The organism is Niallia sp. FSL R7-0271, assembly GCF_038005785.1.
Classification (GTDB): domain Bacteria; phylum Bacillota; class Bacilli; order Bacillales; family Cytobacillaceae; genus Niallia.
In genome coordinates, this window is record NZ_JBBOTZ010000002.1 from 1,424,595 (window position 1) to 1,438,088 (window position 13,494).

The window sequence follows — 13,494 nt, forward strand, 5'->3', positions numbered from 1 at the left end:
AATCATATAGGAACCGATTCCTATATAAAAATTTGTACTAACAAAAACCAAAAAACAGCTCCTTTAACAAGGTAATATATTTCGGAAAAATAAATAATGACAAAATTCGACACCCTTTGTATACTCACATTAAACGGGGCAAACCTAATGAAAATTAGGGGCGCAAAGCTATAGGGACTAAGGTGATGCCAAGCTATGTCAGCCAGCTGCCGTTCACAATAAATAAGGAGTGAATGAGAAATGAAAAAGTTAGCAATTGGTGTTTTGGCAACGTCCTTGATTTTTTCTCAAGGGTTACAAACTGAGGCAAAGAAAAGTACATTTGTCGATAAAGATAAAAACGGGATAGCAGATGACTGGCAAAAGAAATACAAGCTTGGGAATGGAAAAGCAGCAGCTAAAAAAGATCCTGATAAAGATGGATTATCTAACGTGCTCGAATACCAGCTTAACTCAAATCCAATTAAAAAGGATACTGATGGGGATAAGATTTCTGACAGCAACGAAGATAAGGATAAAGATGGACTTATAAACGGTCTAGAAGTTAAATGGAAGCTCAATCCGTTAAAAGCAGATACAGATAATGATGGAATCATTGATTCACAAGAAGATGAAGATGGTGACAATCTCACAAACAAAGAGGAAATCTACGTGGGTACTAGCTTAACATTAGTAGATACAGACAAAGATGGACTTAATGACGGAAATGAAGATACAGATAAGGATAAATTAACTAATAGCATTGAATTTGACCTTGGATATAATCCTAAAGATAAAGACAGTGACAATGACGGAATCAAAGATGCTGATGAAGACTTAGATAAAGATGGTATACGCAACAGTTATGAATTGGACGAGCTAAAAGTTGTGTTATTGAATGAAAACGACAAAGAGTTTAAAATTCAATTCAAGCTTGGCAAAAAATCTAAGTTAATGGTAAAGGATAATATCGGCATTCCAAATGCAAATACTTTCTTCTCACAATTTACGACTGGTTTGACACATACTGCAACTGATGAAGAACTTATTAATAAAATTAAAGAAATAACAGGATTACAATCCTTTATTAAAATCAGTATTAAAGCAGAATTTGCAAACGGACAAGAGCTGAAGGTAGAGCAAGAATATGCAGCGGTTGACACTAGCGGTGATGCTTCTACAGACAGCTTAATCGATGAGACAGAGGATTTAGATTAATAATAAAAAAGGCATATGCTGATATCCAGTATATGCCTTTTTATTTATAGCAAGTGAGTATCCTGTAATACTAGTCTAAGGCTGATAAATTAAATTCAAAAGTTAAGATATTGTTAATTTACTCTGTATACTATTGTATAAAATTCCTAAACTGTTACACTTTTGCTTATAAATTCAGATTGAAAAGAGAGAGCAAATGAAGAATAGCAAACATTATAAGGGATTTAAATCTCTTTTAGAAATCCTATTGGTTTCTAGTAAACTTGGATTTACTTCTTTTGGGGGACCTATTGCTCACCTTGGCTACTTTCATAATGAATATATCCGTAAAAGAAAATGGATGGATGAAAAAAGTTATGCTGACTTAGTAGCTTTATGTCAGTTCTTACCCGGACCAGCTAGCAGTCAAGTTGGAATTGGCATTGGTGTTTTACGGGGAGGCATTCTTGGAGGTATTGTTTCGTTTATTGGTTTTACACTTCCCTCTGTTTTAGCATTAATAATTTTTGCTTTACTTCTCCGAGGAAGGTTTGTGGGTGAAGCTGACTGGATACATGGTCTAAAAATTGTCGCAGTCGCAGTTGTTGCTCAAGCTATATTAGGAATGGCAAAAAGTTTAACCCCAGATTTAAAGAGAAAAACAATTGCTTTACTTTCATTAGTTGGAACTCTAATCTGGCAATCTGTATTTACTCAAATAGGCGTTATACTCCTATCAGCGATTATCGGCTTTCTTTTATATAGAAGCCAACCAGATAACGACTATAAAACAAAACTACAGTTTCCCATTTCTAAATGGCTCTCTATTTGTTGTTTGATTGTTTTTTTTAGTTTACTGTTTCTTTTACCTTTGTTAAGAGAAATAACCTCATCGAATTGGATAGCCATATTTGATAGTTTTTACCGTTCAGGATCATTAGTCTTTGGTGGTGGACATGTTGTTTTGCCATTACTTCAAAATGAACTTATTCCTGCTGGTTGGTTAAATAAAGGTGAATTTTCAGCAGGATATGGTGCTGCCCAAGCTGTTCCTGGTCCATTATTTACTTTTGCTGCATATCTCGGGACTGTTATATATGGATGGCAAGGTGGTTTATTCGCTACATTTGCAATTTTCCTGCCGGGTTTCTTGCTCATAGTGGGGTTCTTACCATTTTGGGATTTATTACGGCGTAATCCAAAAATAAACGGCGCCCTAATGGGTATAAATGCCGCAGTTGTGGGGATTTTAATTGCAGCCTTTTATGATCCAATATGGACTAGCTCCATACTTTCTCCCCGTGATTTTGCTTTGGCAGCAATATTGTTTAGTCTGCTAGTATATTGGAAAGTTCCTCCATGGGTAATAGTTATTACTGGGGCAATCGGCGGCTCTCTTATTTTATAACTATTGCTCACTAAGTGCTGCTATAAAAAGCTAATCCTTCACTGTTGTAAGGATTAGCTCTAACATTTATTGAGTTGTTACATTGTCTAGATAAAGCGATGTTTGACCACTACTGTTAGCTGAACTTGTAAACTGAACACCCACCTCTTTAATGTCATTGATATTAGAGATAGTAGTTAAATCAAGTGTTAGAGACGTATCAGAAGATATTTTTGTTGCTCCACTATCAAACCATTTCCAGTCTCCACCCGTTTTAACATATAGTTTTGCACTTATTCCATTGCCGACATTTCCCCAGTTTGCATGTTTAACAGTAGCTTTCAACTTAGATTTCCCACTAAAGTTCAAACTTTGAGATAGGGATAAATAATGGATGGAATTTGAAGATAGTTGGACATCAGCTTTTAATGACTGTTTGCCTCCTGCTGCCCATTCTGTTGTAGGCCAAGGTCCACCCGCGATATTTGATCCAGTCCAGTTTTGATTACCGCTTTCAAAATCATACAATATATTATTTGTTCCTGCTGAGCTACCGAATACTCCGCTTAGTTTTGAAGTGGCTTTTAACCCATTTGCCCCATTAACAACCGTATTACCCCAATCAGTTAAACTGTTACCAGACCAATCGTTGCTTAAATCCAGATAGCTCCAATCTGTGCTATTTCCTTTCCAAGACCATGCAAGCCAACCGACATTTTTTTGCTGTGAATAACTCATGATGGTTGCTTCATCTACATCTCCATTTGTATGTTTTTGTCCGAACTCTCCTATTATTAAAGCTAATCCTTGGTTTAAGACACCATCAATATTTGACTTAACAGTTGCTGCATCCCCACCAGCGTACTCATACATATGTATGGAGAACATTGTATTTTTCAATGGATCCGCATTAAATACCTCTTTTCCATAATTATGAATGGAAGCTGGGTATTGTCCCCATCCAGCAGAATCAATTATTAGAGTATGATTTAAGCCTGCATTCCGTAACTTTGGAATAGCTTGTTTATAACCAGCTGCCCATGCCGCACCATCCCAAGTACCATACCATTCATTCGCAATGTTTATTATCACTTTATCTTCTTTGCCTATCAATGTGTCTTTTAAGCTGATCCAATAATCGACTGCACGATTTAAAGATTCCACATCGTCTTTTCCTGTTGCGTCATGAACTTCCAGAATTGCAATCAGTTTATTTTTTTCTGCCAATGACAAAAGGCTTTTAACAGTATTAATATCATCTTTGGTGTATTGTCCACCATCAGATAAAACAATTCTTACTGTGTTTGCTCCAGTTGCTGCTATTGCTGGAATAGCAGCTGCTGAATCTTCTTTAAACCAAGAATGAGCATGATTTACACCTCTCATAATAAACGGTTTACCCGTAGCATCATATAAAGTGGTACCGCTTACATAAAATCCCGAAGCAGCACTTGCTTTTGAATCAGTAATAAACAAAGCAGAAGTAACTAACAGTAAAATTAGAATAAAACTTGATAATTTTTTCACAACCAATCCCCCAATATTTTAAAATTTTTATTTTAACTCTTTCTTTTTTTACATATACCTCCTTTCTATAAAAAAGTAAGAGTTAAAAGCATAAGAGTAGAGTAAAGTAATTTAATCTATTTATTAATTTATCGATTAAGTAATTATAAAGCAATAATAACATTAATTCATAATTAAACAATATATTTCCATCAACTTTTCCCAAATGAATAATAAGACCTAAAGAGTCTGAAGGCTATCCATTTAGGCGTTTAGATCTGTGTAATATAAAAATTATATGAATCTTATAACTGGTGTTTTTCTTACTATGCAGCTAATCAACTAAATTACTTACTTTGTTAATTAATTTACTTAAACCAGCCTGTCATTTTATCTCATAAAAAAATCATTCCCCATCATTAAAGGAATACTCTACTTTTTTTATCCGATATTACAAGAATGCTGCCATTTTCCTGATAAAAAGAACTGCAAATAAATGCAGTTCTTTTAAAGATTCAGAATGAGGTTAATTTATTTAAGCCGCTTCCCTTCAACAGCTAACATATACATCATTAATGATTCAGCATCCCTAACCATCCATTCTCGATATTCATTTTCTGCCCTTAGGTAATCTTTTTCCGTTATGAAACCGTCTCTTACCATTTGAATTCCTCTGCTTGAAGCAGTATCTGCCCAAATTCCAATGCGAGTTTGGAATTCAGGATGAGGTTTCGTTGTTAGCTCGTGTTGGGGAGTTATGGTAATTTCTCCAATTCCTATTTTCTGAAACATATTGGGGAGATTATCGGCAATCGAATTGTCCATACCTGCTTCCGAACGCCATTTCAAATAGGCAGAGTAGAAGGTAAGCATACTTGAGGGCGGCTGTGGCTGCCAATTAATTTTCTCATGATTGTAATCCACAATGATTAGACGACCTCCTATTTTAGTAGCAGAAGTCAGTTTTTTTAATGCTTTTAATGGTTCCGATAACCAAATTAAAACCCTTGATGCATTAACGATGTCAAATTCTTGATCATAGGGGAGATTATAGATATCACCTGTTTCAAAGAACAATCCTGGTGTTTCGCCATAAGCTTGACGGGCTTTTTTTATTAGATTCGGATTGCTATCGATCCCTACCACGCGACCATTAGGACCCACTTCTTCTGCAATTCCATATGTTATTGATCCTGTTCCACAGCCCACATCGAGAATTGTCATACCTTCAGTCAGTACTTCCTTAAGCCTTTTGTGAGAGTTTGCTAACGTTCTAGAATCTAGAACATTAGTTAACTTTCCTGATAACACAGCCCTATTTCGCGCCATCTTTGTATCCATATAACTTCCCCTTCCCACCAACTAAATGTTAATTCCACTGCTTTAATTTTATCAATTATTATTAAGTACTCTAATAATTTATAAGTGCCAATTTAATTCCAGAATGGAATGGATGAGGTTTCACAAAAAATTTAAGCTTATTCTTTTAAGTAAAACAGCAGTGCATTTTTTCACAAGTATCTGTTTTTTACTTTCATCATTAAAAGGAATAATCCCTAATTACATAAAAAACAGCCACATAATAGTAGCTGTCTCCATGTAAAATTCATATTGGTTTTAAATTTACTTTTGATAACAACAATGATAAATGAAAATAAATATTTGATGCAATGATTCCTATTATTGAAAATATAATGGCATCTTTAATAAGGAAAGAGTGAGACCCTATAATTAAAAATAGAACACCAGCAAGAATACCAGCTACTGAATACATTCCCAAAACGAGAAAATATCTTACCTTTTTTGATTCTATTACTATGTTTTCCATGCCAACATCTATAAGTAGTGATACCGGTATTCCTATAAAGTAATAAAATGGACCAAAAGAAACTAAAATCAGGTGCATAGAAAATACAAGAATATAATACTGCAAATAAAACAACAGATAGTGTGGCTGTTAAGAACCTTTTCATTACTACACTCTCCATGAATCAAAACTATTACAATAAAACAGTTGGTAAAATAAGCACCACTATTGTACCAGACTTATCAATCTATTGTAAGTGGTTGTTATGTTCCTTGTTCTACTATTATAGATGGCCCTCTTCACTTATTACAGCCAGATAGTTCTATAATAAGGGCAACACTTAACACCTTAAGAGATGACAATATGTATATGAATGCACCTTAGCAATACATAAATTACCCCCACCACATTGCACAAACAAATAATGACCACATTGATACAAAGGTTCCTACTGTTCCAAAAACAAAAATGTATAAAAGACTGTATTTTTTTTCAACTTTTTTTAATTTTATCATCCAAAATCCTATTACGGGAGTAACTGAGCATATACTTATGCTAATTACAGTAATTATAGTTAAGTAATAAATGCTATCTGTCGTATTAATTATCCCCTCAAGAAAATAGGCTAGTGATTGTCCATATACTCCTAATGCTGTTGCAGTAATTATTAACAGCCATAAAACTAAGTGACTCTTTTGCATTAAACTTTTCCCCTTGTGTAATTTTTATATAAAAGTATAATATTACACTAATAATAACATAAGTATTAGCGATTAGGGATGTTTTATATATATTTTTTACTCAATCTCATTTATAACATGAAAAAACCACCAAATAAGGTGGTTAGTGAATTTTTTTACTTAACTAAAAAACGAAAATAAAGTGCTAATACGTAATTACCTAAAATAAATATCGCATATATTTTAAACGTAAATGCAAAGAACCCTTTTTTCTTAAAATTTAATAACAGATAAAGAATTGTATTATTAATACAAGTATGTATGTAGGTGCTAAAACTAACTTTGAATATAGATCCGGAGTAGTCATTTTTTTCTCTTCATCCTAATATTTCAGTAAATTCCCTTTTGTTTGTATGTGTGTTTATTATATCTCTAAACTGCTTCGTTTAGATACTTAAATTTATTGACATTCTTATTGCACTAATCTCCCTCAATTTTAAACACCTTAACTCTTAAAACTTAGGCCTCATGGGAAATCCTCTTCTTCTTCACAAAAATAAAATAGGTGTCCCAGGATCATGGAACACCTTTAAGAAGGTCTGTTAATGAAGGCTTCACTTAATATAGGATATTATCCCTTTTTCATTATGGATACGCCACTTATCCAATTCTTGCTGATTTTTTGTTGTGAAGAATTACGCTTACGCTAACCATTCATTGCAGCTTCAGAAAAGACATAAAAAAACAAGGCATTAATCCTTCTTGGATTAATGCCCCGCTACCTTAAAAAATCAACTTTTATTTTATAGGCATAGTGTATGTCACAGAAATATCATTGCTTTCTTGTATTTTCGTAAATATCTCATGAAGAATTTCTAATGCTCTTTCATTAGATTCATACTTCCCTAAAGCTTTATTCCATTCATTTGAACTGCCTACTATTTTTTTTCCTTCTACAGTAACCTCTTTTACACTTATCAAACTTTGTTTATCCTGAGAAAAAATCCATAACATAGTAAAACCATCCCTTTCATTTACACAGCATTTGCTGTATTTTTAAATACGTATGAGAATTTTAAAAGTTTCACTATTAAACTATCCTACACAGATTGTTTCACAAGGACAGGCCCCTGCCTTTTCAAAAGCATAGTCACTCTTTTATAATCTTCTCTAATCATTATAGGGTTTAGCCATAATCACCTCAGCCTCCTTTTATACCAATTTTTAACATTTAGAATACATCGTTTTAATTGGTAAAAATTACAATAATTTGATAAAATTACTCAGAGGTGATTAAATGACTGTTCTAAGGAAGGAAAAACAAAATAATTTTGTATCCATTATAATTAGTGCATGCATTTATTGCTGTAATTGTAGTGTTGTATATTTCTAGACATCATCCTAATACATTTAGTTTAGATAAAGTGGTAATTTGCTATTTAATAGTTATTGCCGGAAGCGTTGTAGCCTTTATTTTATCTTTTAAAAACAGGATAAACTCTGCCCTATTTGTTGTTAGCATAGTATCAAGTTCTGTTTTAATTGTGATAATGTCAATCATTACATTTCTTTTAGCATTGGCAAATGGAATTTCAGAACCGTAATAGTATTAAAAAGGTGATTAGACTGTACTGTAACCCATTTTTCAGGTATCTAAGGAGGTGTAAAAAAATATGAGTGAACAGACTCAGGAAATTAGAAAAGGTTTTAACCCAATTGCACTTACTGTTATTTTACTTGTTTTAGCATTTATAGTGTTCTCTGTTTTTCGATACTTTCCCAATGTACATATGCTGGTTAGTATAACCCTATATTTTATAATCGACATTGGGTTTATAGTAGCAATGATATTAGGAATAAAAACGAAAGATAAGCCAATCATGGTTTTCAGTATTATTTCTAATTCCATCTTTTTTGTACTGTTATCTTTGTTTACTTTTTTGCTGTTAGTAGCATATGGGATAGGAGGACCATAAAAGTCTCTACTTGGAGGCTTTTTTGTGCTTATTTATGGGTAAATCCTCACAAACAATTTCACTTATAAGTAAGCTCCTTTACCAACAAGAATATAATCCAGCTTATTATAAAAAAATCCAGCTATTCACAGCTGGATTTATTGGAATTCGGAATATTTAAGTACATTTCTTCACAAGGTTCTCTGTATTAATATTAACTTTTATACTTTTTTATAGTAAACTTTCTTCTAATGTTTTCATTTCATAGAAGTATCCTTGTTTGTTCATAAGCTCTTGATAGGAACCGGATTCTATAATATTTCCTTGGTCCATTACAATAATTAGATCCATTCTGTCTAATCCTTGCAGCCTATGACTGATTAGTATTAAAGTATCCTCTTTTGCATATTCGAAAAGTCGCTGATAAATACTTTGTTCTGTCAGTGCATCTAATGATGAAGTGGGCTCATCTAATAACCACAGATGTCCTTTCTTTAGGAAAGCTCTAGCAATGGCTAATCGCTGTTTTTCTCCTCCTGAAAGATTTTCACCGTTTTCTAATACTTGCTGATCTAAAGAAAATTGTTCAAGATTTACGTTAGTTAAGGCAGCTTTCAACTGATCATCTGTAAGTTCAGCTCCAGCTAATTTTAGATTTTCTCGGATGGTACCATAAAAGAAATGATTTTCCTGCAACACTACCTTTGCTTGTTCCCAGATTGCTTCGCCTGCAATACTTGCTGTATCTTGTTTATCCCAGAATACTTTACCGTTTTGAACTTGTAGTAACTTTAAGGCAATTTGCAGTAATGTGGATTTTCCAGAACCACTTGCACCTACAATTGCTACTTTCGATTTAGATGGTATCGTTAATGAAAGATTAGGGATTGTTGTCCGCCAATCGCCTTGGTGTGTAAACTGGATTTCTTTAAAGTGTAGTGATGGGGCATTAGCCGGTAATTTAAATATAGTCGCCTTAGTCTCATTAACCTGTATGTCTGGGTCTTCTACTACATCATATAAACGCTTGGAAGCATCACTGCTTTCTTGCATATAGATTGGAAAGACGGCCATTGGTGCTGCAGGCTCAAAGACAGTAAGGGAAACCATGACTAGCATTGCCAAAAATATCCCTTCTAATGTACCATTCGTAACTAAATATGCTCCAAAGCCTAAGACAAACCAGCTGACTACAAAGGTAATAAATCCATTAAACGATTGACTGGATATTTTATTTATATTTTCAGCTTTTTGTTGAGCAATATAGGCTTCTGATTGACTTATTAAATGATTTTGTTTTGTTTGTAATTGTTGAAATAACTTTAAATCACGAAAGCCAAACATCATTTCTGTAATATATGTGGATAATTCACCACGTTCATTTCTAACTTTGCCATTAATCTTCACTTGTCTTAAGGTAAATAGCGCTGGAATAAGGACGGTGGTCAATAAAAATCCAATTAAAAGGATTACAGCAATCTCCATTGAATAGAAGCTAGCAAAGAAAATGGTACTAATAAAAACAAGAAATAACACCATTGGTGGGTAAAAAACTCTCAGAAAGAAATTTTGTAAACTTTCTACGTCTCCAACTACACGTGCTAGTAAATCTCCACTTCTATACTTTTGAAAAACATTTGGAACAAGTGGAGTTAATTTTTCAAAAAAAGCCACTCGCAAATTACTTAAAATGGTAAATGTTGCTCTGTGGGAATAAAGACGCTCTCCGTATTTTGCCCCTGCTTTAACTAGACCTAATAATTTTACAGTTGATGTTAATACAATTAATGTATAAAAGGGAGGGGTTAAGGCTGATTTAGAAATAAGATAACCACTTGCTGCAAATAAACCTACACTACTAATTCCAGCAATAAAGCCACAGATAACCGCAATAACGATATCTTTTTTCTCTATTAAAACTAGTTTAATTACTTTTAGCAAAGCGCTCATTGTTTAGCCCCCCCTTTTTGAATGGTAACAATTTTTTTATATGCTGGGATATTCTCAACCAAGTATTCATGCGTACCAGTTGCTTGTAACTGCCCATTCTCTAGATAGAGAATCTGATCTGCATTTTTAATGGTATGCAATCGATGTGCTACCGTTATAACAGTCGCCTTTTCACTTAGCATTTCAATCGATTGCTGCAAGATACTTTCCGTAGCAAGATCAAGTCCTCGTGTTGGCTCATCAAGTAAAACTATATTCGGTTTTTTCAGAAAGGCTCTGGCAATGGATACCCTTTGTTTCTCGCCGCTAGATAATCCCCTGCCTGCTTCCCCTATTTCTGTTTGAAACCCTTTTTCTAAAGATTTTATAAGTGGTAAAAGCCCAGCCAATCTTGCAGCCTCTTCTATAGCTGTTTCGTCTACCTTATCTGTAATCCCCATTGATATATTTTCAGCTATCGTACCAGAAAAAATATAAGGGTGCTGTGAAATGTAAGAGATCTGATTTAACCAGGAAGCTTCTGTATAGTTAGTCAGCTCTCTACTATTAATTTTAACTGACCCATGATCTGGAGTTATCATTCCTGCCAATATGTTAAGTAAAGTAGATTTCCCTGTTCCACTTGCACCAACTATGGCAATCTTTTGTTTTGGCAAGAACGTAGCAGTGACCGGCTTTAATTGAAAGTCCCCAACAGGATAGGTATATCCTACTTGATCAAGGAATATAGTTGGAGGAACATCCTGCTTTGGCAGCTCTTCTTTTCCCCATAACAACAAGTTTTCTTGTTCCTCAAATTCTTCTAATACTTTTTTCGTCGCTCCCATACTTGCTCTGCCATTATGGAATGTTGTTCCTAGTTCTTTTAATGAAGTAAAAAACTCAGGAACTAATATAAGAATTAAAAAGGCCGTGAAGAATGACATGTTTTCATAAATAATCATCTGTATAGCCAATTCCAGTGCAACAATTCCTATACTTAGCATGGAGATAAGTTCAAGTGCAAAGGATTGTGTAAAAGCAATCTTTAGTATATCAAGAGTTGTGTCACGAAAACTCAAACTACTTTTTTCTAATTCATCCTTTTGACGTTTCGTTTGGTCAAATAACTTTAACGTAACGAGTCCTTTTAATGCATCTAAAAAGTTACCAGAAAAAGAAGCTAGTTTTTCTAACTTCTCTTCTGATTTTTTTTGCGTTTTAATTCCGATGATAATCATATAGATCGGAATAAAAGGAGCGGAAACTAATAGTATTAAACCTGAATTGATATGTTGTGTAAAAATGATTATTAGCACTAAAATCGGTACAAAGGTGCTCTGCATCACTTGCGGAATAAATTGACTATAAAAGCTATCCATCTCATCCACACCATCAAGCAGCATACTAACCTTTTTACCTGTTTGCCCTTTTTCTGCTAACTGAATAGAGCTACCAGCATATTTCGTTAATAATTCTTTACGCGTAGCATTCTTTACATCGCTCGCAATGGAAACACCGATACGTTTACTTAGATAATCAGAACTAGATCTAATCAATAGTATGAATAATAATAGGATTAACCATGGTATAACTGCTGAAAAGGTTTGATGATTCAAGAAGACACCATCCACTATATTCGTCATTGCGAAAGCCTGTGTAATAACGGCTATACCAAGTATTAATGTTAATCCCATTAAAAGAAAAATTCTTTTTTTATATAACCAGATGGTCTGCTTTAATTTTTGCATAATCAATTCAGCCCTTTGTTCAATCTCATTTATTTTTTACCCTTCGCGTAATCTGCATCAAATAAGAACAGACGCATTAACAAAATCAGGGAAGGAACTAATAATAGCAGTCCACCTATAAATGCAACAATAAGTGCAATTCCCATCGAAGGATTTGTAACACTATTTTCTATACTGATTTGCGGATATAGTAAATATGGAAACTTGGCCATGCCGTATCCAAAAAAGGCAAAAAGAAATTGCAGCATAATCGCTATAAAAGCAACACCATAATACTTGCCAATATACAATAGACTAATCGCAATTAAGAAAAATGCCATCGATAGACCAAAAACCCACCATAAATCAATCATATTTTCGTAATTTTGCTGATTGCGCTGACTTAAAGCTATCATGGTTGTAAGTGCCATAATAATGGTTGGTGTTGCCCAAAAAAGTGCCCATTTTCTTACTAAATGAAGTGCCGGTATATCATTTGCTCTTGATGCATAGTACGTTATAAAGCTCGCACTAATAAACAGGACAGAGACAATAGCCAAACCAACAATGCTCCAAGCTAATGGACTAGTAAATAACTCAAAGTATTTTAATGATACGTGTCCATTTTGTTCTGTAATGAATCCGCCCTCAGAAATCGTTAGGGCAACCGATAGAGAGGCTGGGATAAATAGCCCTGTTGCACCATATAGAAACATATAAATATTACTTTGTTTTGACCCATAATTTTCAAAAGCATAAAAGGAACCGCGAATAGCTATCAAAATGATGGCAAAACTTGCGGGTACAAGTAATGCTGATCCATAGTAATAGGCTGTTGATGGAAAGAATCCAACAATACCAACAAAAAAGAATACTAAAAATACATTTGTTACCTCCCAAACTGGAGATAAATAACGTGAAATAATTTTATTGATAATGTGATCTTGTTTCGTAACTTTTGCATAGTAAGCGAAAAAGCCTGCACCGAAATCTATGGATGCCACTATTAGATATCCATATAAAAATATCCATAATACACTAATCCCAATTACTTCATAGCTCATTTTTTATCCCCCTTATTAAGTTCAGGGTAGTATTTCTCTAATTCGAGTTCCACAGGCTTATCTTTAAATAATTTCCTTAAAGTAAGGACAAATAGGGTTCCAAGCACTAAGTATAGTGCTAAAAATAAGAAAAACATGTGAACAATATAGGGAGATTTAGTTGCTGCCTCTTCCACTGTCATATATCCTCTTAAAATCCATGGCTGTCTGCCCAGCTCTGCAAATACCCAGCCAAATTCGACTGCTAACATCGCAAGTGG

Annotated in this window: 11 protein-coding genes and 1 riboswitch; of the genes, 3 read left to right on the plus strand and 8 right to left on the minus strand. The window is 34.0% G+C overall.

Annotated elements, in window-relative coordinates; genetic code table 11:
• The first annotated feature begins 127 nt into the window (after window positions 1–127).
• A riboswitch (cyclic di-GMP riboswitch) is annotated at window positions 128–214 on the plus strand.
• A gap of 26 nt (window positions 215–240) precedes the next feature.
• Both MKX82_RS27305 and MKX82_RS27310 read left to right on the plus strand, forming a co-directional pair.
• On the plus strand, window positions 241–1,197 hold the full coding sequence (locus tag MKX82_RS27305) for a hypothetical protein (RefSeq protein WP_341081535.1): 957 nt from the start codon (window positions 241–243) through the stop codon (window positions 1,195–1,197).
• A 196-nt stretch (window positions 1,198–1,393) separates the two neighbouring features.
• Window positions 1,394–2,584 (plus strand): chromate transporter, encoded by a 1,191-nt coding sequence (locus MKX82_RS27310; RefSeq protein ID WP_341081537.1) that lies wholly within the window; start codon window positions 1,394–1,396, stop codon window positions 2,582–2,584.
• Between the two features lie 66 nt (window positions 2,585–2,650).
• On the opposite strand, the gene MKX82_RS27315 is transcribed toward MKX82_RS27310, so the two are convergent.
• The 4 genes from MKX82_RS27315 to MKX82_RS27330 all read right to left on the minus strand — a co-directional run bounded on the left by MKX82_RS27315 (window position 2,651) and on the right by MKX82_RS27330 (window position 7,570).
• Window positions 2,651–4,090, minus strand: a complete 1,440-nt coding sequence (locus MKX82_RS27315; protein WP_341081539.1) for a glycoside hydrolase family 5 protein — start codon at window positions 4,088–4,090, stop codon at window positions 2,651–2,653.
• 510 nt (window positions 4,091–4,600) lie between these two features.
• Window positions 4,601–5,398: a methyltransferase domain-containing protein gene (locus tag MKX82_RS27320; protein WP_341081540.1), complete on the minus strand. Its 798-nt coding sequence runs from the start codon at window positions 5,396–5,398 to the stop codon at window positions 4,601–4,603.
• 873 nt (window positions 5,399–6,271) lie between these two features.
• Entirely contained in the window at window positions 6,272–6,577 is a 306-nt protein-coding gene (locus MKX82_RS27325; RefSeq protein WP_341081541.1) for a hypothetical protein, read from the minus strand.
• Between the two features lie 777 nt (window positions 6,578–7,354).
• The gene (locus tag MKX82_RS27330) at window positions 7,355–7,570 is read right to left on the minus strand and encodes a hypothetical protein (protein ID WP_233314901.1); all 216 of its coding nucleotides are present in this window, start codon (window positions 7,568–7,570) and stop codon (window positions 7,355–7,357) included.
• Window positions 7,571–8,229: 659 nt separating this feature from the next.
• On the opposite strand from MKX82_RS27330, the gene MKX82_RS27335 reads away from it, so the two are divergent.
• Window positions 8,230–8,532: a hypothetical protein gene (locus MKX82_RS27335; RefSeq protein ID WP_251646711.1), complete on the plus strand. Its 303-nt coding sequence runs from the start codon at window positions 8,230–8,232 to the stop codon at window positions 8,530–8,532.
• 210 nt (window positions 8,533–8,742) lie between these two features.
• Here MKX82_RS27335 and cydC read toward each other — a convergent pair whose 3' ends face one another.
• The 4 genes from cydC to MKX82_RS27355 all read right to left on the minus strand — a co-directional run.
• Window positions 8,743–10,461 (minus strand): thiol reductant ABC exporter subunit CydC, encoded by a 1,719-nt coding sequence (cydC, locus tag MKX82_RS27340; protein ID WP_341081543.1) that lies wholly within the window; start codon window positions 10,459–10,461, stop codon window positions 8,743–8,745.
• Complete coding sequence (cydD, locus tag MKX82_RS27345; RefSeq protein WP_341081545.1) at window positions 10,458–12,191, minus strand: thiol reductant ABC exporter subunit CydD; 1,734 nt, start codon at window positions 12,189–12,191, stop codon at window positions 10,458–10,460. Before cydD ends, cydC begins: the two co-directional genes overlap by 4 nt.
• 29 nt (window positions 12,192–12,220) lie before the next feature.
• The gene (locus tag MKX82_RS27350) at window positions 12,221–13,234 is read right to left on the minus strand and encodes a cytochrome d ubiquinol oxidase subunit II (protein WP_341081547.1); all 1,014 of its coding nucleotides are present in this window, start codon (window positions 13,232–13,234) and stop codon (window positions 12,221–12,223) included.
• The coding region (locus MKX82_RS27355; RefSeq protein WP_341081549.1) for a cytochrome ubiquinol oxidase subunit I at window positions 13,231–13,494 on the minus strand (264 nt) is incomplete at its 5' end. The genes MKX82_RS27350 and MKX82_RS27355, both read right to left, overlap by 4 nt.

Bases quoted from the DNA above. Each gene is read 5' to 3' on its own strand.
- MKX82_RS27305 (WP_341081535.1), top strand. From the start codon at position 241: ATGAAAAAGTTAGCAATTGGTGTTTTGGCAACGTCCTTGATTTTTTCT.
- MKX82_RS27310 (WP_341081537.1), top strand. From the start codon at position 1,394: ATGAAGAATAGCAAACATTATAAGGGATTTAAATCTCTTTTAGAAATC.
- MKX82_RS27320 (WP_341081540.1), bottom strand. From the start codon at position 5,398: ATGGCGCGAAATAGGGCTGTGTTATCAGGAAAGTTAACTAATGTTCTA.
- MKX82_RS27325 (WP_341081541.1), bottom strand. From the start codon at position 6,577: ATGCAAAAGAGTCACTTAGTTTTATGGCTGTTAATAATTACTGCAACA.
- MKX82_RS27330 (WP_233314901.1), bottom strand. From the start codon at position 7,570: ATGTTATGGATTTTTTCTCAGGATAAACAAAGTTTGATAAGTGTAAAA.
- MKX82_RS27335 (WP_251646711.1), top strand. From the start codon at position 8,230: ATGAGTGAACAGACTCAGGAAATTAGAAAAGGTTTTAACCCAATTGCA.
- cydC (WP_341081543.1), bottom strand. From the start codon at position 10,461: ATGAGCGCTTTGCTAAAAGTAATTAAACTAGTTTTAATAGAGAAAAAA.
- cydD (WP_341081545.1), bottom strand. From the start codon at position 12,191: ATGCAAAAATTAAAGCAGACCATCTGGTTATATAAAAAAAGAATTTTT.
- MKX82_RS27350 (WP_341081547.1), bottom strand. From the start codon at position 13,234: ATGAGCTATGAAGTAATTGGGATTAGTGTATTATGGATATTTTTATAT.